We start from the raw sequence: 20,951 nt of genomic DNA, 5'->3' as shown, positions 1-20,951 counted from the left end.
TGCGGGTGCGCGTTCGCCTCGTTCGGCACGCCGTGCGTGGCCCAGCGGGTATGCGCGATGCCGGTGCCGCCGGCCAAGGGGTCGGCCAGGTACAGCGCCTCCATCTCGCGCACCTTGCCCTTGGCGCGCACGCGGCGGACCTGGCCGCCGTCCAGCACGGCCAGGCCGGCCGAGTCGTAGCCGCGGTATTCCAGCGCCTTCAGGCCGGCGATCAGCAGCGGCGCGACATCCCGCTGGGCGACGGCAGCAACGATTCCACACATCGACGGAACTTCCTTTGATGGATGCGGAGCCCCGGCTTCGCACGAACGGCCATTTTGACGGGGCCACATGAATTTTTGCTGCACCGGAACGGCGCAGCGGCGGGCAAACCGCTCAATCCACCTTGCGGCGCAGCCAGTTCAGCAGGTCGATGCGGGTGATCAGGCCGAGGAAGTCGTCGCCGTCGACCACGATCGCCACGTGGCCGCGCTCGAATACCGGCAACAGCGATTCGACCGGCGAGCGCACGTCGAGCATCTGCAGGTTGGTCATCATCGCGGTCGACACCGGGTCGCGGAAGCGCGCACCGTCGACGTGCACGTGGATCAGCACGTCGGACTCGTCGACAATGCCGACCAGCTTGCGTCCGTCCATCACCGGCAGCTGGGACACGTCGTATAGCTTCATGCGGTTGTAGGCGGTGATCAGCAGTTCGTTCGGGCCGACCACCACGGTGTCGCGCTGGGCGAACGGACGCAGCAGCAGGTCACGCAGGTCGCCGTGCTGCTCGCGTTCGATGAAGCCGTTGTCGAGCATCCAGTAGTCGTTGTACAGCTTGGACAGGTACTTGTTGCCGGTGTCGCAGACCAGGGTCACCACGCGCTTCGGCGCGCTCTGCTCGCGGCAGTAGCGCAGCGCCGCGGCCACCAGCGTGCCGGTGGACGAGCCGCCCAGGATGCCTTCCTTCGCCAGCAGTTCGCGCGCGGTGAGGAAGCTTTCCTTGTCGGAGATCGCGTAGGCTTTCTTCACCCGGGTAAAGTCGCTGATGCTCGGCAGGAAATCCTCGCCGATGCCCTCGACCATCCAGCTGGCGGACTTGGTCGAAAGCGTGCCTTCGTTGATGTACTGCGCGAGGATCGAGCCGACCGGATCGGCCAGGACGAGTTCCGTCTGCGGCGAGTGCTCGGCGAAGAACTTCGACAGGCCGCTCAGCGTGCCGGACGAGCCGCAGCCGACGACGATCGCATCGACCTTGCCGTCCATCTGCTCGAGGATTTCCGGCCCCGTGGTGGCGATGTGCGCGGCCGGGTTGTCGGGGTTGCCGAACTGGTTGATGAAGTAGGCGCCCGGCGTTTCGCGGGCGATCCGCTCGGCCATGTCCTGGTAGTACTCGGGGTGGCCCTTGGCCACGTCGGAGCGGGTCAGCACGACCTCGGCGCCCATCGCCTTGAGGTTGAAGATCTTCTCGCGGCTCATCTTGTCCGGCACCACCAGGATCAGGCGGTAGCCTTTCTGCTGCGCGACCAGCGCGAGGCCCAGGCCGGTGTTGCCGGCGGTCCCTTCGACCAGGATGTCACCCGGGCGGATGCGGCCGTCCTTCTCGGCGCCCTCGATCATCGACAGGCCGATGCGGTCCTTGATCGAACCGCCGGGGTTGGCGCTCTCGAGCTTGAGGAACAGCTCGCACGGCCCAGTGTCCAGGCGCTGCGCGCGCACCATCGGGGTACGTCCGATCAATTCGAGGACACTCTGGTGGACCGTCATGGGGGCTCCGTCGCTTCGGGAGCAGCGTCGGGCGATACCGCCGCTGCAGGATCGCCATGATAACCGGTCGGCCCGGCCGGTCGCCGCAAACGCGGCGGCCCCGGCACCCTTCCCGATACAGGGAAAGGCCCGGGGCCGCGTTCACGTGAAACAGCAGTATCAGTGGATCAGATGCGCCCGATCCGTCCACATGCGCTCGAGTCGCGCCTTGGCCAGCAATTTCTCCTTCTTCATGCTGGCGAGAGTGACGTCGTCGATGGGCAGTACGCCGATATCGGCGTCGTGCACCTTGCTGTCGAGTTCACGGTGGTGCTGGTAGAGCCGCCGGAATTCGGCATCGGCCTTCATCAATGCCTCGACATCGTCACGCTGCTGGTTTTCAAACATGATCCGACCTCCTCGCGAGTTGACGTGCGGATGCGACAGGAAGCATCCGCAGACGGTGAACGCATGCGCGCACCCCACCACCCACGCCGGATGACCGGGACGCAGGGGAAGCATGGAAACGTGGGATAAGCGCATGGTTCGGGTCAGTGACCCACAAGGCCTGGATGCCTCGTGGGGCTTTGACCCTACTCCCCCGGTCAGGGGGCTGCAAGCCTTTCGAGGACCCTTCACGGAACCCCGGAGGTTTTCGTGAAAAAGCTGTCAAAACAGCATTTTACATTTGGCTGCGTATAGCCCGGACGAACCCGGCCCGAAAGGTCGACAGGGCGCGCGAGGCGCCCTGTCGGGCGTGCCTCAGGGGTGCTGTTTCGACGTATCCGGGGTCGCCTTGGCCGGCTTGTCGGCGTCTTCCATCTGCGAACGCATCGCCTTGGCCGCCTGGGCGGCCAGCTCAGCCTGACGACGGGCGGCCCTGGCCACCTTGCTCTGCGCCGCCGCCAGCTTTTTCGCGCGATCGGCTTCGGCACGCGCCTGCTCGGCGGCCTGCGAGTATTCCAGCCCCTGCGCCTGCAGCCGCGCGGATTCTTCCTGCGCCAGCTGGTATTGCAGGCGCTGGCGTTCCAGTTCGCGCCGCGCCAGTTCCGCATCGCGCCGGCTGTTCTCGAGCAGGATCTGGTCGTGCTCGCGATCGAGCTGGGTCAGCTTGATCTGGGCGTCCTGCAGTTGCGCAGCGGTCTTGGCCAGGTCGACCCGGCGTTCGGCCAGGTACAGCGCGTGCGGCCGCTCGCGCGAGCTGGCCTGGGCCAGCCGGTTGATCGCGTCGCGGGCGCGCGCCTGTTCGGCCTGCGCGTAATTGCCCATGCCGGGATCGTTGGCAAGCTGGTTGAGGCTGCCGGTCAGGCGGTTGATGTCGATGTCGTCCTGCCGGGCGTGTGCCGTGCCGAGGCTGGCCAGTGCCAGCGTGATCGCGGCAAGAATGGCAGTGGAGCGCTTCATGGCTGGCCTCCCTGGGAGTTCGCGGCAGGTTGCTGGACGGTGTCGGGCACGGTCTGGAAACCGTCGGCTGGCGGCGTGGACAGGATCGACGACGACGGCGCCGGCATGTCCTCGGTCGGCGGTGCGCTGGACGAGGGTTGTGCCGGGGCCGCGTCCTGCGTCCGGGCGGCTGCCGCAGCCTGTTCGCCCTCCTGACGCAAGCGGGTGTTTTCCTGCACCTTGCTCTGGATCTGCGCCCGTGCCGCGCCCAGGCGGGCCTTGGCCTGAGCCAGCTCGGCATCGGCCCGCGACTCTTCGGCCAGGCTCGCCGCATCGGCGTACTTGCGCTCGGCCATCGCCGCCTGCGCCTGCTGGAACTTGTCCTGCGCAAAGCCCAGGTCGACCGGCGCATAGTCCGCCGCGCCTGCATCGCGGGCCATCTGCAGCTGGTTCTGCGCCTGATTCATCGAGTCATTCGGCGGCGGTACCGAGGCGCAGCCGGCCAGCGTCAGGGCCAGCACCAGGATGGCCATGGCCGTGCGGATACGGCGCGGGGATCCGGCCGGCGGGGAAAAGATGTACATCACATTCCTCATGGTGTGTCGCAGCGTATTGTGGGCGGGCATAATCCATCATTGCAACGCGCATTTTCGCAAACAGGGGTCATTCGTGGACATCGGTTACTTCCTCAAGCTTATGGTAGACAAGGGCGCGTCGGACATGTTCCTGTCCACCGGCGCTCCGGTGAATATCAAGGTCGAGGGCAAGTTGTATCCGTTGGGCAATACCGGCCTGCCCGGCGGCATGGTCAAGAAGATCGCCTATTCGCTGATGGATGAAGGCCAGGTTCCGCAGTTCGAACGCGACCTGGAGCTGAACATGGCGCTGGCGGTGAAGGAAGCCGGTCGTTTCCGCATCAACGTGTTCAAGCAGCGCGGCGAAGTGGGCATGGTGATCCGCGCGATCAAGAGCGAGATCCCCAGCATCGACCAGCTGCAGCTGCCCGGCATCTTCCGTGACCTGATCATGGAGCCGCGCGGCCTGATCCTGGTGGTCGGCGCCACCGGTTCGGGCAAGTCGACCACGCTGGCGGCGATGATCGACCAGCGCAACACCAATTCGTCCGGGCACATCCTCACCATCGAGGACCCGATCGAGTACCTGCACCGGCACAAGAAGTCGATCGTCAACCAGCGCGAAGTGGGGCTGGACACGCACAGCTACCACGAGGCGCTGAAGAACGCGATGCGCGAGGCGCCGGACGTGATCATGATCGGCGAGATCCGCGACACCGACACGATGGAGGCGGCGATCTCGTTCTCCGAAACCGGCCACCTGTGCCTGGCCACGCTGCATTCCAACAACGCCGACCAGACGCTGGAGCGCATCCTCAACTTCTTCCCCGAATCGGCGCACAAGAACGTGCTGATGAACCTGGCGCTGAACCTGCGCGCGGTGATCAGCCAGCGCCTGGTGATCGGCAAGGACGGCCGCCGCATCCCGGCCGCCGAGGTGCTGCTGAACACCCCGCTGATCCGCGACATGATCCGCCGCGGCCAGATCCACGAGATCAAGGAAGCGATGGACCGCAGCCTGCAGGAAGGCATGCAGACCTTCGACCAGTCGCTGTACCGGTTGTACAAGGACGGCCGCGTGGAGCTGGAGGAGGCACTCAACAAGTCCGACTCGCGCGACGGCCTGGCGCTGAAGATCCGTCTCGCCGAAGGCGGTTCCAACGACGAGGAACTGGTCGGCAACGACCCGTACGGCATGGGCTTCTGAGAAACGAGTGGTCAGAAGCGGGAAAAGAGCGATGCAAGCCGCCCTGGTTCCTCACTCCTGCTCACTCACTTCTGCTCATGGGGCGTCCGGCTGCGCTTCCGGCGCCGCGCGCTGGAACGCTTCCAGCTCGTTGCAGGACCGGTAGATGCGCGAGATGGTCGGGTAGTCGTCCATCGGCAGTTTGCAGCGCAGCGCGTTGTACACCTGCGGTATCAGGCAGGCATCGGCCATGCTCGGCGTTTCGCCGTGGCAATAACGACCGGTCGCCACGTTGTCGCCCAGCATCACCTCGATCGCCCGGAAGCCCGTACCGATCCAGTGCCGCGACCACTCCGCGCGTTGTTCTTCGCTGGCGCCGAACTGCGCCTCGAGCTGCTGCAGGACGCGCAGGTTGCCCAGCGGGTGGATGTCGCAGGTCACCGCCATCGCCAGCGCGCGCACCTGGGCGCGCCCGCGCGCATCGACCGGCAGCAGGGCCGTCTCCAGTTCCGGGTGCATCTCGTCGAGGTATTCCATGATCGCCAGCGACTGGGTGATCACCCGGTCGCCGTCGCACAGGCAAGGCACCAGTTCCTGGGGATTGAGCACGCGATAGTCCGGCGCATGCTGCTCGCCGCCGTCGCGCACCAGGTGCACCGGCCGCGTTTCGTAACTCAAGCCCTTCAGATTCAGCGCGATGCGCACACGATACGCGGCACTGGAACGCCAGTAGCCGTAGAGCACCAACCCGCTAGCCATGAGCCATCCCCCCTGACGGATAACTGCAGTTTGCCACAGTGTGGACCGGGCACATGGCGCGCCGCAATGCGCACCCCGGCCCATCGCGTTTGCATCGGTACCCGGCGGACCGGACAATAGGCGGTTACCGCCCACCCGGGCCGTTCCCGACCCACTACCGGAGTTCCGCCGTGTCAGTCATCCGCATGAACGACCTCGATTTGCGCGACCAGCGCGTGCTGATCCGCGAAGACCTGAACGTGCCGATCGACGACCGCGGCCAGATCACCTCGACCCAGCGCCTCGACGCCGCCCTGCCCACCATCCGGGCCGCCCGCGACGCCGGCGCGAAAGTGATGGTGATGTCGCACCTGGGCCGGCCGAAGGAAGGCCAGTTCGACGCCGACTCCTCGCTGGCGCCGGTGGCGCTGTGGCTGAGCAGCAAGCTGGACCAGCCGGTGCGGCTGGTGGCCGACTACCTGGTCAACGGCGTGGAGGTGGCCGCGGGCGACGTGGTATTGCTGGAAAACTGCCGCATGAACGTCGGCGAGGGCAAGGACGACGACACGCTGGCGAAGAAATATGCCGCGCTGTGCGACGTCTTCGTGATGGACGCGTTCGGCACCGCGCACCGCGCCCAGGCCTCCACCCATGGCGTGATCAAGTACGCCCCGGTCGCCGCGGCCGGCCCGCTGCTGAGCGCCGAACTCGATGCGCTGGGCAAGGCGCTGGAGCACCCGGCGCATCCGCTGCTGGCGATCGTGGCCGGCTCCAAGGTGTCGACCAAGCTGACCCTGCTGGACAACCTGATCGGCAAGGTCGACCAGCTGATCGTGGGTGGCGGCATCGCCAACACCTTCATCGCCGCGATGGGCCACTCGGTCGGCAATTCACTGTATGAGCCCGATCTGATCGACGCTGCGAAGAAGGTGCTGGCCGACGCCAAACGCCGCGGCGCCGAAGTGCCGATGCCGGTCGACGTGGTGGTGGCGCCGGCGTTCTCCGCCCAGGCGCCAGCCACGGTGAAACCGGTCGACCAGGTCGGCGATGACGAGATGATCCTCGACATCGGTCCGCAGACCGCCGAACTCTATGCTGCCCTGATCGCCAAGGCCGGCACCGTGGTGTGGAACGGCCCGGTCGGCGTGTTCGAGTTCGACGCGTTCGGCAAGGGCACCGAGACGCTGGCACGGGCGATCGCCGCGTCGAAGGCGTTCTCGATCGCCGGCGGCGGCGACACCCTGGCCGCGGTCGACAAGTACGGCATTGCCGACAAGGTGTCTTATATCTCCACCGGCGGCGGCGCCTTCCTCGAATTCCTCGAAGGCAAGGAACTGCCGGCGGTCACCGCGTTGAAGGCGCGAGCCGCCAAGTAATGCTCTGCCTGTTCGACCTCGACGGTACCCTGATCGATTCCGAGCACGGCATCACCGCCTGCGTGAAGCATGCCCTGGCACGGCTGGACGTGCCGGCGCCGGCGCACGAGGAACTGCGCCGCTGGATCGGCCCGCCGCTGCGGCACAGCTTCGCACCGCTGCTGGACCATGACGCCGAACGCATCGAGGCGGCGGTGGCGTACTACCACGAGCGCTTCAACACGCTCGGCTGGCGCGAGCATGAAATCTATCCGGGCATCGAGCTATTGATCGAACGGTTGCGCGGCGCTGGCCACCAGCTTGCCGTCGTTACCAGTAAGCCGCACCGCCACGCCGCCCCGATCATCGCCCACCTGCCGTTCGGCGACGCGTTCCTGCGCCTGTATGGCCCACACCCGGACAGCGCACACAGCGAGAAGGCCACGATGATCGGCGAAGCGCTGGCGGATTTTGGCGCCGACCCGGCCGACACGGTGATGATCGGCGACCGCCACTTCGACATCGACGGCGCCGTGGCCAACCGGGTACGCGGCTTCGGCGTGCTGTGGGGTTTCGGCGACCGCGCGGAACTGGAGCAGGCGGGGGCTCATGCCATTGCGGCGACGCCGGATGAACTGGCCGGGCTGTTGCTCGCCTGAGCTTGTCGGTACACACAAAAAAGCCGCGGCGTGCCGCGGCTTTTTTGTGGATGTAAGGAACCGAACCCGCGCTCAGCGCACGACGCGCTTCACCGCGTCGACGACGTGGGCGACGGTGAAACCGAAGTGCTCGAACAGCTGCGGCGCAGGAGCGGAGGCGCCGAACGTGGTCATGCCGACCACTTCGCCGTCCAAGCCCACGTACTTGCGCCAGAAGTCGGCGGTGGCCGCTTCCACCGCCACGCGGGCGCGGCACCAGAGCGGCAGCACGCCTTCGCGGTATTCCAGCGGTTGCGCGTCGAACACCTCGGTGCACGGCATCGACACGACGCGCACGGCCACGCCCCGTTGTGCCAGCGCGCGCGAGGCTTCCATCGCCAGCTCCACTTCCGAACCGGTGGCAATCAGGATCGCCTGGAATTTCGTGTCCAGCGGATCGGACAGCACATAGCCGCCGCGCAGGATGTCGGCGACCTGCTGTTCGCTGCGCTGCTGGTGCTTGAGGTTCTGCCGCGAGAAGATCAGGCAGGACGGCGCGCCCTTGCGCTCGATCGCCGCCTTCCACGACGCCGCCGACTCCACCGCGTCGCACGGACGCCACAGCTGGTTGTTCGGGATGTAGCGCAGCGACGCCATGTGCTCGACCGGCTGATGGGTCGGGCCGTCCTCGCCCAGGCCGATCGAGTCGTGCGTGTAGACGTGGATCGCGTGCGCCGGGATCAGCGCGCTCATGCGCACCGCGTTGCGCGCGTAATCGGAAAACACCAGGAAGGTGGCGTCATACGGAATGAAGCCACCATGCAGGGCCAGGCCATTGGCGATTGCGGTCATGCCGAACTCGCGCACGCCGTAGTAGACGTAGTTGCCCTTGCCGCCCGCACTGTTGCCAGTGGCGGCGTCGAGGCTGCCCTTCCACTTGGTGAGGTTGGAGCCGGCCAGGTCGGCCGAGCCGCCGATCAGTTCCGGCAACAGCGGGCCGAACGCGTCCAGGCTCATCTGCGAGGCCTTGCGCGAAGCCACTTCCGGACCTTCGGCCTGCAGCTTCGCGATGTACGCCCGCGACTTCTCCGGCCAGTCGGCCGGCAACTCGCCGGCGAGGCGACGCTTGAACTCGGCGGCCAGTTCCGGATGCGCGGCGGCGTACTTTGCGAACGCATCGTTCCAGGCCTGCTCGGCTTCATTACCTGACTTTTTGTGATCCCAGCCGGCGTAAATCTCGGCGGGAATCTCGAACGGCGCGTGATGCCAGCCCAGCTGTTCGCGGGCAGCGGCAATCTCGTCCTTGCCGAGCGCCGCACCGTGGCTTTCTTCCTTGCCCTGCTTGTTCGGCGCCCCAAAACCGATCACGGTTTTGGCACAGACAAGCGTGGGCTTTTCGCTCTGGCTCGTCGCCTGAAGAAGCGCACGCTTGATCGCCTCGGCGTCATGCCCGTCGACGCCGCGGATCACGTTCCAACCGTACGCCTCGAAGCGCGCCGGCGTGTCGTCGGTGAACCAGCCGTGCACTTCGCCATCGATCGAGATGCCGTTGTCGTCGTAGATCGCCACCAGTTTGCCGAGCTGCCAGGTGCCGGCCAGCGAGGCGACTTCGTGCGAGATGCCTTCCATCAGGCAGCCGTCGCCGAGGAAGACGTAGGTGTGGTGATCGACGATGTCATGCCCGTCGCGGTTGAAATGCGCCGCCAACACTTTTTCCGCCAGCGCGAAGCCGACCGCATTCGCCAGGCCCTGGCCGAGCGGACCGGTGGTGGTCTCCACTCCCGGCGTTTCGCTGGCTTCCGGGTGGCCGGCGGTCTTCGAATGCAGCTGGCGGAAGCGCTTCAACTGCTCCATCGGCAGGTCGAAACCGGTCAGGTGCAGCAGCGCGTACTGCAGCATCGAACCGTGGCCGTTGGACAGCACGAAGCGGTCGCGGTTGAACCACTGCGGGTTGGCCGGATTGAAGTGCAGGAAGTCGTTCCACAGCACTTCGGCGATGTCGGCCATGCCCATCGGCATGCCCGGATGACCGGATTTGGCCGCTTCCACGGCGTCCATGGCAAGGGCTCGCACGGCATTGGCGAGTTCGCGGCGGGTGGTCATCGGGCAGTCTCCGGAGGGTGCAAAAGCGCCCATTGTCGCCGATATGCCCTCCGGCTGTCGCTCGTGGCGGCGGGATTAATAAGCGCTTAACCCCGGCCTCCACGGTTCAGCGAGCTTCAGCATCGCCCCGCTAGTAATACGCCCCGCAGAACCATCCCCAGGCGCTGCCCGACCGCGCGCGTCGTCCCCACGATCCGCGGCCCGGTTCAATACAAGAGGAGTTCCCCATGAAAAAGACGCTCATTGCCCTCGCCATCGCATCCACCGCCTTGTGCACCCTGCCCGCCCTGGCGCAGGACAGCACGCCCGCTCCGGCGATCAGCGACAGCACCGCCCCGACCACCGGCAATTACCAGCCGGGCCAAGCCATCGGCAGCGGCAACTGGTTCATCGACGGCAGCGTGGGTCAGGCCCATGTGAACAAGGGCCCGTATAACGACCACCCGACGACCTACGCCATCAACGGCGGCTACCGCTGGAAGGTCGGCGAGGATCTCGGGCTCGGCGTGGATGTCGGCTACAACGACCTCGGCAACTTCAAGCTGAAGAATGCGTTCAACGACAATCCCGTCAACCTGAAGGATCAGCGCAATGCCCTGCGCGGCTGGACCGCCGGCGTGAACGGCAAGATCAATGTCTGGCAGGGCCTGTACGTCAGCGGACGTACGGGCGTCTACGGCTGGCAGGGTCACGGTTACGCCAACCAGGACATCAACCGGCACGATCTGGACAAGGTCGACTACTACGCCGGCGCCGGCGTGGGCTACGACATCAACAGCCATTTCGGCGTGGGTCTGGCGTACGACTACTACCACGCCAAGAAGGACGGCATCAGCCTGTCCACCGATACGGCCTCGCTGACGGCCGAATACCGCTTCTGACCCAGGTACGCGAGAGGGCGGGGGTTTCCTCGCCGTCTCGTCCCGGATTAACGTTGGCTTAATACTGAACTTATCGGTATTGAATCTTTCGGCCAGCGTCCCATCTAAGTGTTCAAGTGTCGCCGCCTGATTGGGCAGCGCACTTTCAGCAGCGGCCACTCCCCCTCTGGGCCGACTGCCATGACAACAACCGGAGAAGCTTCCCATGAAAATGAAAAAGACCCTGCTCGCCCTCGCCTTCACTTCCGCCGGCCTGCTGGCCGTTCCCGCCGTGTTCGCGCAGAGTGCGCCGACCCAGAATGGCGGTTGGTTCATCAATGGCAATGTCGGCCAGACCTCGCTCAACCATGGCCCGTATGACGACCACGACACCGGCTACGGCATCAACGGCGGCTACCGCTGGGCGCTGAACCCGTCGGTCGCACTGGGCGCCGAGGTGGGCTACAACGACCTGGGCAACATCCACGCGAAGAACATCTTCAACAGCCAGCCGGTTGTGGCAGACAACAAATCCCAGCTGCACGGCTGGACTGCCGGCGTGAACGGCCACTTCAACGTCAGCCCGAACTGGTACGTCAGCGCGCGCACCGGCATCTACGGCTGGAAGGGCCACGGCCTCAGCAACGACGCCAACCCGGTGCGCAAGGGGCTGGACGACACCAGTTGGTACGCCGGCGCCGGTGTGGGCTACGACTTCAGCAACAACGTCAGCCTCGGCCTGAACTACGACTACTACGACGCGAAGAAGGACCGGGTGAACCTGAGCACCGACATGGTCTCGGTCAGCGCGGAATACCGCTTCTGATCCACGCCATACCAAAGTTGAGTGGCGCACAGGGATGTGCGCGATGAAAACGGAACGGGCGCCGAAAGGCGCCCGTTCTTCGTTGCGCTGGCGGTGCGGCAATCAGCCGTTCCACTGCCCCAGCGCGGCCAAGCCGTTATCACGCGCGCGGGCGTGCACGGTCTTCTGCGCATCAGCGTAGTTCGCCTTCATGTCCTTCGACCACAGCTTCAACGCCGCCTGCTGCATGGCGCGGCCGTAGGAGAACGACAGCGGCCACGGGTGCGGGCCCATGCGGTTCATCGCGTTGAGGTGGGCGGTGGACTGCTCGTCGGTCTGTCCGCCGGAGAGGAACACGATGCCCGGCAGCGAGGCCGGCACGGTGGACTTCAGCACGCGCACGGTGGCTTCGGCGACTTCCTCGACGTCGGCCTGCTCGTCCGAATCCTTGCCCGGGATGACCATGCTGACCTTCAGGATGGTGCCTTCCAGCATCACGTTCTGCTCGTACAACGCGTTGAACAGGCTGCGCAGCACGGCTTCGTGCACTTCGTAGCTCACCTCGATGCTGTGGTCGCCGTCCATGATCACCTCGGGCTCGACCATCGGCACCAGGCCGGCTTCCTGGCACAGCGCGGCGTAACGGGCCAGCACGTGGCAGTTCGCCTCGATCGCGGTGGAGCTGGGGTTCTCTTCGGAAATGTTGATCACCGCACGCCACTTGGCGAACTGGGCGCCCAGCTTGACGTACTCCTGCAGGCGCTCGCGCAGGCCGTCGAGGCCTTCGGTGACCACGTCGCCGGGGAAGCCGGCCAGCGGCTGCGGGCCCTTGTCGACCTTGATGCCGGGAATGATGCCGGCCTTCTTCATGACCTGGGTGAACGGCACGCCGTCTTTCGTCGACTGGCGGATCGTCTCGTCGTACAGGATCGCGCCGGAGATGTGCTCGTTCAGGCCCGGCGTGGTCAACAGCAGCTCGCGGTAGGCGCGACGATTTTCCTCGGTGTTCTCGATGCCGACGGCCTCGAAGCGCTTCTTGATGGTGTTGGTCGACTCGTCGATGGCGATGATGCCCTTGCCGGGCGCGACCATCGCCAGGGCGATGCTTTCGAGATCTTCAATACTCATGACGACTCCGTGGTGCCGGGGCGTAGCCCGCCCGCACAAGATGGAAGCCGCCTCGGGGCCGAAGCGGCGCGGTTCAAAACGGCGATTATAGGCCAGATCGGCGGCCGCAAGCGCCAAGGCGCAGCGCGGCCGGACTGCACCGGCTCAGGGGGCGTAGCCGGGCAGCTTGCACTGGTCCATCAATTGCTGGCGCTGGGCCGGATCCTTCGGCGCGTTGAAGGGCACGACGTAGTAGGTGGCGACCGGCTCGCCGATGCGGTTGGTCAGCGACGGGCCGTAGCGGAAATTGGAGACCGCGCTGCGCGCCGCCGGGCCGAGATCGCTCTTCGGCGCCACCTTGACCACCTGCACGTTCATCGGCACGCCGTCGGAGCCCACCGTATAGGTCACCGCCGCGCAGCCGGGCTTGTCCAGGTTCAGCCCGCTGTTGGGCACATCCATCTTCACCTTGGTATTGAGCAGGATCCAGTAGCGGTACAGGTCCTGCTGGTCGATCTTGCGCACCTGCGCCAGCACCGGCGTGACGAAGCCCAGCGCCAGTGCCAGCAAAAGGCCCTGACGAAACAGGCGGGACATGGACTTCATGGCGTTCTCCTGGGCCGGGGTGACGGAACGAAGTGTAGCGGCATTGCCGCCCGGCACCAGTCAACGCCCGACGCGCCGGACAGCCGCGCGTCAGCCATCACAGGTCGCGCAGGCTCTCGACCGTGCCGCCGGGGCCGACCCAGAGCAGCTTCAGCGTGTTGGTGCCGCCGACGTGGCCGATGCGGTCGCCGTAGGTGATCACCACGCTGTCGCCCTCGACCAGCTTGCCCTGCTCGAACAGCAGCCGCACCGCGGCGCGGGTGGAGGCGGCCATGCTCTGCTTCTCGCCGTGACTGAACTCCACCGGCTGCACGTCGCGCAGCACCTGCATGCGACGGCGCGCGGCGGCCGACGGCGACATGCCGTAGATCGGCACCGCGCTGCGATAGCGCGACAGCCACTGGGCGGTGGCGCCGGATTCGGTCAGCGCCACGATAGCCCGCACGCCGAGCTGGCCGGCCAGCACCATCGCGGCCAGCGCGATTGCCTGGTCGGTGCGGTTCATGTGGTGGCTGGCGCTGGCCAGATCCTCCTTCGGCTCGAACTGGCGCTCGGCGCCGAGGCAGATCCGGCGCATCGCCGCTATCGCCTTGTCCGGGTGCGCGCCGGCCGCGGTTTCTTCCGACAGCATCACCGCGTCGGTGCCGTCGATCACCGCGTTGGCCACGTCCAGCACCTCGGCGCGGGTCGGGATCGGCGAGCGCACCATCGACTGCAGCATCTGCGTGGCGGTGATCACCGCGCGGTTGCGCTGCACCGTCTCGCGGATGATCTTCTTCTGCAGGCCGGGCAGTTCGGCGTCGCCGATCTCCACGCCCAGGTCGCCGCGCGCCACCATCACCACGTCGGAGGCGTCGATGATCTCGCCCAGCACCGGGATCGCGTCGGCGCGCTCGATCTTCGCCACCAGCGCCGCGTCGCCGCCCGCTTCGTGCAGCAGCCGGCGCGCCTGGTGCATGTCCTCGGCCGAACGCACGAACGACACGGCGAGGAAATCCGCGCCGATCTCGGCGGCCAGCTTGATGTCGGCCTTGTCCTTGTCCGACAGCGCCGTCACCGATAGCCCGCCGCCCTGCCGGTTGAGCCCCTTGCGGTTGGACAGCTTGCCGCCGACCAGCACCGTGCAGCGCACCTCGGCGCCGGCCACTTCCTGCACGGACAGCGCGATCAGGCCGTCGTCCAGCAGCAGCACGTCGCCGGCGTGCACGTCGTGCGGCAGGCCGTAATAGCTGACGCCGACGCGGCCCACGTCGCCGGGCGGCGCGTCGGGGCGGCAATCCAGCACGAACGACGCCCCGTCGACGAGCTCCACCGGCCCGCTGGCGAACGTCTCGATGCGGATCTTCGGCCCCTGCAGGTCGGCCAGGATGCCGACTTCGCGTCCGGCGGCCACCGACGCCGCACGCACCGCATTGGCGCGCGCGCGGTGATCGTCCGGCTGTCCGTGCGAGAGGTTCAGGCGGACCACGTTGACGCCTTCGGCGATGATCCGTTCGAGCATGCCCGGCACGTCGGTGGCGGGGCCCAGGGTGGCGACGATCTTGGTGCGGCGCAGAGGATTCTCGTTCATGTGCCGAGGCTAACAGATGCCGCGCGGCGCGCCACCACCCTGCATTCGTATGCATGCCGTCGATGTGCGCTGGCGCGCAGACCGCGCCTTCGAGCTAGCGCGCCAGGGCGAGGTTGAGCACGGCCGCCAGCCGCCGGCCGGCCTGGCGCAGGCGCAGCTCGGCCACCGGCAGCTCGGCCCTGACGTAGGCCGGGTCGATCTCGTGCCCGGCCGGATAGAAGCCGCGCTCGGCGGTGATCCGGCAGGACTCTTCCGCCCATTGCGCGTAAGGGTTGTCCAGCGGCGCGATCGGCGCCGGCAGGTTCACCGGCACCGCCGAATCCAGCGCCTGCGCATAGGCCTGCCAGTCGAGCCCGCGGCTGGACAGCAGTCCCGAATCCCATACCTTGTGCAGGTTGCTGCCCCTGCCGTCGAACTGCACCTGGTACGTATTGCCGCCCTTGTCGTCGCGGTATCCGGCATGCAGCGGCTGGTGGACGTCGCCGACGAAATGCACCACGAACTTCAGCGCCTCGCGGCGTGCGCTGTCCGGCTTGCTGCGATCGCCGAGCACGCTGACGTAATACTGCAGGCCGGCCACCACGCAGCGGCCGTCGCGGCAGTCGCGCGGCGGCACGTAGCCGCAAGCGCTGCCGCCGCGGAAATTGACGTAGTGCTGGCCACGCGTCTGCTTCCACAACGCGGCGCGCGCCGGATCATCCTGGATCTGATCGGGCCAGTTGGCGACGTCGGCCAGGCGCTGCGTGTGTTCCGGCGCCAGCAGGCGCTCCAGCTCGGCCTCGGCGGCCGGATCCAGGTGCCGTTGCGCCAGCTCGGCGACCACGCTGTGGCCGAGCGGCCCCCAGGCCTGGGCCGACGGCGCGACCGCGAACAAGACGGCCACGAAGGCAAGCGAACGACTGGAGAAGGACATGATGACTGCCGGCGCAAAGGCCGCAGTCTGCCACAGCGACAATCGGGCGCGGGCCATCCGGACGCTTTCATTGTAAGATTTCACGGTTGAAACACCGGCACCGCGGCCCGCGGCGGCCATCCATCGTCGCAACATTCCCAATTGCCCTCAGGAGGACGTTCCCTCATGACCATCAAGGTCGGCATCAACGGCTTTGGCCGCATCGGTCGCAACGTGCTGCGTGCAGCCGTGCAGAATTTCGGCAACGACATCGAGATCGTGGCGATCAACGACCTGCTGGAGCCGGACTACCTTGCCTACATGCTGGGCTACGACTCGGTGCATGGCCGCTTCAAGGGCGACGTGAAGGTCGATGGCGGCCACCTGCTGGTCAACGGCAAGCGCATCCGCCTGACCCAGGAACGCGACCCGGCCAACCTGAAGTGGAACGAAGTGAACGCCGACGTGGTGATCGAATCCACCGGCCTGTTCCTGACCAAGGAAACCGCGCAGAAGCACCTGGATGCGGGCGCGAAGAAGGTGATCCTGTCGGCGCCGTCGAAGGACGACACGCCGATGTTCGTCTACGGCGTCAACGACAAGACCTACAAGGGCGAGGCGATCATCTCCAACGCCAGCTGCACCACGAATTGCCTGGCGCCGATCGCCAAGGTCATGCACGACAAGTGGGGCATCAAGCGCGGCCTGATGACCACCGTGCATGCCGCCACCGCCACGCAGAAGACCGTCGACGGCCCGAGCAACAAGGACTGGCGCGGCGGCCGCGGCATCCTGGAGAACATCATTCCCTCCTCCACCGGCGCCGCCAAGGCCGTCGGCGTGGTGATCCCCGAACTCAACAAGAAGCTCACCGGCATGAGCTTCCGCGTGCCGACCTCCGACGTGTCGGTGGTCGACCTCACCGTCGAGCTGGAAAAGCCCGCGACCTACGCGGAGATCTGCGCGGAGATGAAGGCGCAGAGCGAGGGCGCGCTGAAGGGCATCCTCGGCTACACCACGGACAAGGTCGTCGCCACCGATTTCCGCGGTGACGCGCGCACCTCGATCTTCGACGCCGAGGCCGGCATCGCGCTGGACGACACTTTCGTCAAGCTGGTCAGCTGGTACGACAACGAGTGGGGCTACTCGAACAAGTGCCTGGAGATGGTGCGGGTGGTGGCGAAGTAAGCCGCCAGGTCGCATGAGAGCAAAAAAGCCCGCAGATGCGGGCTTTTTTGTGCCTACCGTTTCAGCAGCGGCAGCTTGTCCGGTACGCCGTCCCACTTTGCGGCATCTTCCATCGACGGGATCTTGCTGGTCAGCACCGGCCACTCGCGCGCCAGCTCGGCATTGATCGAGAGAAAGATCTCCTGCCCCGCCGGCACGTCGAGCTCGGGGAAGATCGCGCCGACCGGACACTCCTCCACGCACAGCGTGCAGTCGATGCACTCGTCCGGGTCGATCACCAGGAAGTTCGGCCCTTCGTGGAAGCAGTCCACCGGACATACCTCGACGCAATCGGTGTGCTTGCAGTTGATGCAGTTTTCGGTGACGACGTGCGTCATCGTGCCTCCTTCCGACACCCGTCGGCGCTGGCTACAGTGTCGATGACAGCCGGTGCCGCGGCCATGATCCAGATCAGTGCCCGCCGCGCGCCGCCACCGCAGAATTTACCTGAGCCTAACCCCATCCCCAAGGAGCAACACATCATGATGCGCAAACTGATTGCCATTGCCCTGCTCGGCCTGCTCTCCACCCCGCTGATGGCCGCCGAATGCGCGACCACCATCGAAGGCAGCGACGCCATGCAGTTCAACCAGAAGACCATCACCGTGCCGAAGACCTGCAAGACCTTCAAGGTCACCCTGAAGCACACCGGCAAGCTGCCGGTCACCGCGATGGGCCACAACTGGGTGCTGTCGCACAGCGCCGACGAGGCCGGCGTGATCGCCGACGGCATGAAGGCCGGCGCCGCCAACAGCTACGAGAAGCCGGGCGACGCCCGCATCATCGCGCACACCAAGCTGATCGGCGGCGGCGAATCCGACACCGCCACGATCGACGTGGCCAAGCTGAAGGCCGGCGAGCAGTACGCCTACTTCTGCACCTTCCCCGGCCACGCCGCGCTGATGAAGGGCACGCTGAGCCTGGGCAAGTAAGCTTCCCGGACCAGCGACGCATCCGGCTGCTCGTGGCCGGATGCGTTTTTGTTGCCGGCAAACTTGCACATCGTTCCGCGCACGGATCCACAATGTCCCGCATGAACCCACCGTCACCCCTGGACGAGCCGGCCATCGCCAGGCTGGTCGACCGTTTTTACGAGAAGGTGCGGCGCGAGCCGCAGCTCGGCCCGATCTTCAACGCGGCCGTGCACGACTGGGACGAACACAAGCGCCTGCTGACCTCGTTCTGGGCCTCGGTGGCGTTGCGTGCGGGCAGTTATCGCGGCAACCCGATGGGCGCGCACCGGCCGCATCCGATCCGCGCCGAACACTTCGACCGCTGGCTCGCGCTGTGGCGCGAGACCTGTACCGAGGAACTGGACGAAGCCGGCGCCGCGCTGATGCTGGAATACGCCGAACGCATCGGCCGCAGCCTCAAGCTGGGCCTGGGCCTGCATCCGCAGGCGCAGCCGTTCGGCGTGCCGATCGTGGGTATCAGTCGCTGACGCGAGCCGGCAGGCAGCGCAGGGCGAGAGCAATCAGCCCAGCGCTTTCAACGCCGCGTCGTAGTTCGGCTCGTGGCCGATTTCGCTGACCAGTTCGGCGTGGATCACCTTGTCGTGCTTGTCCAGCACCAATACCGCGCGTGCGGCCAACCCGGCCAGCGGGCCGCTGGCGATCGCCACGCCGTAGTCGTTGAGGAACTGGCGGCCACGCATCAGCGACAGGTTGGTCACGCGGTCCAGTCCCTCGGCGCCGCAGAAGCGCGCCTGCGCGAATGGCAGGTCGGCCGAGATGCACAGCACCACGGTGTTGTCGAGCTGGCCGGCCAGTTCGTTGAAGCGGCGCACTGAGGCGGCGCACACGCCGGTGTCGACGCTGGGGAAGATGTTCAGCACCTTGCGCTTGCCGGCGTAGCTCGACAGCGCCACGTCGGACAGGTCGCCGCCGACCAGGCTGAATGCCGGCGCGGTCGAACCCACTGCGGGAAACTGGCCGTCGACGCTGATCGGCTGGCCCTTGAACGTGACATGCGACATCGTGCACCTCGTGTGTGGATGGATGGCTACAAGTAGAACATGGTCTTGGCCAGGAAGACGATGCCGACCATCAGGCCCAGCACCACGCGATGGGTATGCCGGAACCGGCAGACGTCCATCTTCCCGCGGCGCATCGCCCACATCGCGTTGACGAACACGCCGAGCACGCCGAACGCCAGCAGCACCTTCAGCAGCAGCCAGTTGCCGAAGCGGCTGCCCACGCAGGCCAGGCCGTCGCAGCGGATGTCGAACAGCACGAAGCCGCTGGCGAACAGCAGCACCACGATCACCGGCATGAACCGGCGCACCCGCGCCATGATCGCCTGCTCGATGCGCTGCATGACGGCCGCGTCGACATGCCGGTGCAGCGACTCGACCACCAGCACCTCGAACGCCACCGCGCCGACGAACACGATGGCGCACGCCAGGTGCACCAGCACGATCCACGGATACCAGGCACCCATGCAGATTCTCCCGAAGCTTTCCCGGAAGTCTGCGCGCGGCCGGCACTTGCCGCGCTGATATGGATCAAGCTTCGGAAGACTGTCGCCTCAGCTTTGCGGCTGGGCGACCACCTTGCGGATCGCTTCCACGAACTCGGCGTCGAGCTTGCCAATCCTCGTGGTGCGGGCAGCGATGCGGCCGTCGGCGTCGAGCAGGATCAGCTCGCTGCTGTGGTTGAACTCGCCGTCGGGCAGCTGCCGGTACTGCAGGCCAAGCACGCCGGACAGCTGGCGTACCTGCGCCGGCTCGGCCCGCGCCAGGGTCCAGATGCGCGGGTCCAGCTTGCGCTTCTGCGCGTAGCTCTTCAGCGTGGCAACGTCGTCCTTCGCCGGGTCGAAGCTCACCGCGAGCAGGTCGATCCGGGCGCGGGTGGCCGGGTCCAGCGCATTGCGGGTCAACCGCAGGCTGTCGATGATCATCGGGCAGACCATCTGGCACGAGGTGTAGAACATCGTCACCAGCTGCGGCCGGCCGCGCCGCTCGGCCAGCGTCTGCCGGCGACCGTCCTGGTCGGTCAGTTGCACCGGCAGGTTGTAGACCGAGTCACCGGGGAGCGGGGTGGCCGCCCGCGCGCTGCCGAGCAGCAGGAACATCGCAAACAGGGGCAACAGACGCTTCATGACGCATGCCTCATTCGGGCTTCGCACAACGGAAGCCCATGTTGTTGGTGGTGTCGGCGGCCTGCAGCGCGGACAGCATCGCGATGCGCATCAGCACCGCGTAGTTCTCCTTTTCCTGCAGGCTGATCGCGCCGGCGCCGCAAAACTTCAGTAGGTCCGGGTCGCCCTGCTCACGGCTGTCGCTGGCGACCATCAGCGCATTGAAGTCGTCGACCCATTCCCACACCAGGTTGTTGAGGTCGCGCACGCCGTAGACGTTCGGCGCGCCGCCGATGTCCGGCAGCGCCTTGCTGGACGGGCGCGAGTACCAGCCCAGGATGCTTTCGCGCCAGGCCGGATCGGCACGGGCATCGCGGCGCGTGGCATCAGCCGCGGCCGCGTACTCCCACTCGTACCAGCTCGGCAGGCGCGCCTGCTCGCTCTCGCAGTACGCCTGCGCGGCGAACCAGCTGACCCGGGTCGCCGGCTGGTTGGGCAGGGCCTGCTCGCCCAGCACGTCGGCGCCGGCCCAATGGCTGAGATAGCGTTCGTCGGCGAGGATCTTCGCGACCCGGTCGCGCCGCCATGGCGGATGGGCCTTCACGAACGCCCGAAACTCGGCATTGGTGACCGGCTCGGTGCGCAGGCGGAACGGCGCGACCTGCGCCGCGGCCGCCTTGCCGTCGGCCGGCAACACGCTGTTGAAACTGCCTCCCGGCAAGGCGACGTAGTCCGCCGCCGCTGCCGGGAACGCCAGCATCAGACCGAGCCAGGCCAGTGCCAGTCGTGCACGCATCTCAGTGCTCCGCTGCTGCCGCAGGCGCGGCCGCGGCCCGTGCCTTGGCCACCTCTTCCTTGCTGATCTGCCCACCCGGGTTGTCCCAGCTGTTCAGCACGTAGGTGAGGATGTTCGCCACCTCGTCGTCGGTCAGCTGCGCCATCGGCGGCATCACCGAATCGTACTCGTGGCCGTTCACCGTGATCTTGCCGGTCAGCCCGTGCGTCACGATGGTCATCGCCCGCTTCGGGTCGGCCGCCAGGAAGTCCGACTTCGCCAGCGGCGGGAACACGTTCGGCAGGCCTTCGCCATTCGCCTGGTGGCA

General features: G+C 66.6%; 24 protein-coding genes and 1 pseudogene. 8 read left to right on the top strand and 17 right to left on the bottom strand.

The features are described from left to right. The 5 genes and pseudogenes from ABIE04_RS17690 to ABIE04_RS17670 form a co-directional block, all read right to left on the bottom strand. Positions 1 to 263, bottom strand: a pseudogene (locus ABIE04_RS17690) (glutamine--fructose-6-phosphate transaminase (isomerizing)); the annotation flags it as partial. A 112-nt stretch (positions 264 to 375) separates the two neighbouring features. Then, on the bottom strand, positions 376 to 1,746 hold the full coding sequence (locus ABIE04_RS17685; protein ID WP_354553256.1) for a pyridoxal-phosphate dependent enzyme: 1,371 nt from the start codon (positions 1,744 to 1,746) through the stop codon (positions 376 to 378). Between the two features lie 159 nt (positions 1,747 to 1,905). Beyond that, positions 1,906 to 2,133, bottom strand: coding sequence for a YdcH family protein (locus ABIE04_RS17680; protein WP_027492953.1), 228 nt, complete (start codon positions 2,131 to 2,133; stop codon positions 1,906 to 1,908). 354 nt (positions 2,134 to 2,487) lie between these two features. Continuing rightward, positions 2,488 to 3,129 carry a hypothetical protein gene (locus tag ABIE04_RS17675; protein WP_354553253.1) on the bottom strand — a complete coding sequence of 214 codons (642 nt, stop codon included), beginning with the start codon at positions 3,127 to 3,129 and terminating at the stop codon, positions 2,488 to 2,490. Further along, positions 3,126 to 3,692, bottom strand: coding sequence for a DUF4398 domain-containing protein (locus ABIE04_RS17670; RefSeq protein ID WP_354553251.1), 567 nt, complete (start codon positions 3,690 to 3,692; stop codon positions 3,126 to 3,128). Before ABIE04_RS17670 ends, ABIE04_RS17675 begins: the two co-directional genes overlap by 4 nt. A gap of 85 nt (positions 3,693 to 3,777) precedes the next feature. On the opposite strand from ABIE04_RS17670, the gene ABIE04_RS17665 reads away from it, so the two are divergent. Further along, positions 3,778 to 4,890, top strand: a complete 1,113-nt coding sequence (locus ABIE04_RS17665) for a PilT/PilU family type 4a pilus ATPase (RefSeq protein WP_354553249.1) — start codon at positions 3,778 to 3,780, stop codon at positions 4,888 to 4,890. 75 nt (positions 4,891 to 4,965) lie between these two features. Here ABIE04_RS17665 and maiA read toward each other — a convergent pair whose 3' ends face one another. Beyond that, positions 4,966 to 5,628, bottom strand: coding sequence for a maleylacetoacetate isomerase (maiA, locus tag ABIE04_RS17660; RefSeq protein WP_354553247.1), 663 nt, complete (start codon positions 5,626 to 5,628; stop codon positions 4,966 to 4,968). Between the two features lie 170 nt (positions 5,629 to 5,798). Between maiA and ABIE04_RS17655 the strand changes: the two genes are divergently transcribed. Then, on the top strand, positions 5,799 to 6,983 hold the full coding sequence (locus ABIE04_RS17655; RefSeq protein ID WP_354553244.1) for a phosphoglycerate kinase: 1,185 nt from the start codon (positions 5,799 to 5,801) through the stop codon (positions 6,981 to 6,983). Next, positions 6,983 to 7,621, top strand: a complete 639-nt coding sequence (locus ABIE04_RS17650) for an HAD hydrolase-like protein (RefSeq protein WP_354553242.1) — start codon at positions 6,983 to 6,985, stop codon at positions 7,619 to 7,621. The genes ABIE04_RS17655 and ABIE04_RS17650 overlap by 1 nt, the downstream gene beginning before the upstream one ends. A 72-nt stretch (positions 7,622 to 7,693) precedes the next feature. On the opposite strand, the gene tkt is transcribed toward ABIE04_RS17650, so the two are convergent. Further along, positions 7,694 to 9,703, bottom strand: a complete 2,010-nt coding sequence (gene tkt / locus ABIE04_RS17645; protein WP_354553240.1) for a transketolase — start codon at positions 9,701 to 9,703, stop codon at positions 7,694 to 7,696. A gap of 227 nt (positions 9,704 to 9,930) precedes the next feature. Here tkt and ABIE04_RS17640 point away from each other — a divergent pair, with 227 nt between their 5' ends. After that, positions 9,931 to 10,584, top strand: coding sequence for an outer membrane beta-barrel protein (locus tag ABIE04_RS17640; RefSeq protein ID WP_354553238.1), 654 nt, complete (start codon positions 9,931 to 9,933; stop codon positions 10,582 to 10,584). A gap of 205 nt (positions 10,585 to 10,789) precedes the next feature. Then, complete coding sequence (locus ABIE04_RS17635; protein ID WP_354553235.1) at positions 10,790 to 11,389, top strand: porin family protein; 600 nt, start codon at positions 10,790 to 10,792, stop codon at positions 11,387 to 11,389. 102 nt (positions 11,390 to 11,491) lie between these two features. On the opposite strand, the gene ABIE04_RS17630 is transcribed toward ABIE04_RS17635, so the two are convergent. From ABIE04_RS17630 to ABIE04_RS17615, 4 genes are all read right to left on the bottom strand, one after another. After that, a complete protein-coding gene (locus ABIE04_RS17630; protein WP_354553233.1) occupies positions 11,492 to 12,496 on the bottom strand; it encodes a class I fructose-bisphosphate aldolase in 1,005 nt (334 codons plus the stop codon). 144 nt (positions 12,497 to 12,640) lie between these two features. Then, positions 12,641 to 13,081: an energy transducer TonB gene (locus ABIE04_RS17625; protein ID WP_354553231.1), complete on the bottom strand. Its 441-nt coding sequence runs from the start codon at positions 13,079 to 13,081 to the stop codon at positions 12,641 to 12,643. A 97-nt stretch (positions 13,082 to 13,178) separates the two neighbouring features. Next, a complete protein-coding gene (pyk, locus tag ABIE04_RS17620) occupies positions 13,179 to 14,651 on the bottom strand; it encodes a pyruvate kinase (RefSeq protein WP_354553229.1) in 1,473 nt (490 codons plus the stop codon). 94 nt (positions 14,652 to 14,745) lie between these two features. Next, a complete protein-coding gene (locus ABIE04_RS17615; protein WP_354553227.1) occupies positions 14,746 to 15,564 on the bottom strand; it encodes a S1/P1 nuclease in 819 nt (272 codons plus the stop codon). Between the two features lie 165 nt (positions 15,565 to 15,729). On the opposite strand from ABIE04_RS17615, the gene gap reads away from it, so the two are divergent. Next, a complete protein-coding gene (gene gap, locus ABIE04_RS17610; RefSeq protein WP_354553225.1) occupies positions 15,730 to 16,731 on the top strand; it encodes a type I glyceraldehyde-3-phosphate dehydrogenase in 1,002 nt (333 codons plus the stop codon). A gap of 53 nt (positions 16,732 to 16,784) precedes the next feature. On the opposite strand, the gene fdxA is transcribed toward gap, so the two are convergent. Next, positions 16,785 to 17,108 carry a ferredoxin FdxA gene (gene fdxA, locus ABIE04_RS17605; RefSeq protein WP_354553223.1) on the bottom strand — a complete coding sequence of 108 codons (324 nt, stop codon included), beginning with the start codon at positions 17,106 to 17,108 and terminating at the stop codon, positions 16,785 to 16,787. A 147-nt stretch (positions 17,109 to 17,255) separates the two neighbouring features. Here fdxA and azu point away from each other — a divergent pair, with 147 nt between their 5' ends. Beyond that, on the top strand, positions 17,256 to 17,702 hold the full coding sequence (gene azu, locus ABIE04_RS17600; RefSeq protein ID WP_354553260.1) for an azurin: 447 nt from the start codon (positions 17,256 to 17,258) through the stop codon (positions 17,700 to 17,702). Positions 17,703 to 17,803: 101 nt separating this feature from the next. Continuing rightward, a complete protein-coding gene (locus ABIE04_RS17595) occupies positions 17,804 to 18,211 on the top strand; it encodes a group III truncated hemoglobin (protein WP_354553258.1) in 408 nt (135 codons plus the stop codon). 33 nt (positions 18,212 to 18,244) lie between these two features. On the opposite strand, the gene tpx is transcribed toward ABIE04_RS17595, so the two are convergent. The 5 genes from tpx to ABIE04_RS17570 form a co-directional block, all read right to left on the bottom strand. Then, positions 18,245 to 18,745 carry a thiol peroxidase gene (gene tpx / locus ABIE04_RS17590; RefSeq protein ID WP_354553221.1) on the bottom strand — a complete coding sequence of 167 codons (501 nt, stop codon included), beginning with the start codon at positions 18,743 to 18,745 and terminating at the stop codon, positions 18,245 to 18,247. A 26-nt stretch (positions 18,746 to 18,771) separates the two neighbouring features. Next, the gene (locus ABIE04_RS17585) at positions 18,772 to 19,209 is read right to left on the bottom strand and encodes a CopD family copper resistance protein (protein WP_354553219.1); all 438 of its coding nucleotides are present in this window, start codon (positions 19,207 to 19,209) and stop codon (positions 18,772 to 18,774) included. 87 nt (positions 19,210 to 19,296) lie between these two features. Further along, positions 19,297 to 19,869, bottom strand: a complete 573-nt coding sequence (locus ABIE04_RS17580; protein WP_354553217.1) for an SCO family protein — start codon at positions 19,867 to 19,869, stop codon at positions 19,297 to 19,299. 10 nt (positions 19,870 to 19,879) lie between these two features. Next, a complete protein-coding gene (locus tag ABIE04_RS17575) occupies positions 19,880 to 20,644 on the bottom strand; it encodes a formylglycine-generating enzyme family protein (RefSeq protein ID WP_354553215.1) in 765 nt (254 codons plus the stop codon). A 1-nt stretch (position 20,645) separates the two neighbouring features. Then, on the bottom strand, positions 20,646 to 20,951 hold a 306-nt coding region (locus ABIE04_RS17570), incomplete at its 5' end, for a c-type cytochrome (RefSeq protein ID WP_354553213.1).

The organism is Rhodanobacter soli (assembly GCF_040548735.1).
In the GTDB taxonomy this organism is placed as follows: domain Bacteria; phylum Pseudomonadota; class Gammaproteobacteria; order Xanthomonadales; family Rhodanobacteraceae; genus Rhodanobacter; species Rhodanobacter soli_A.
This window is presented reverse-complemented; position numbering and strand designations above follow the sequence as displayed.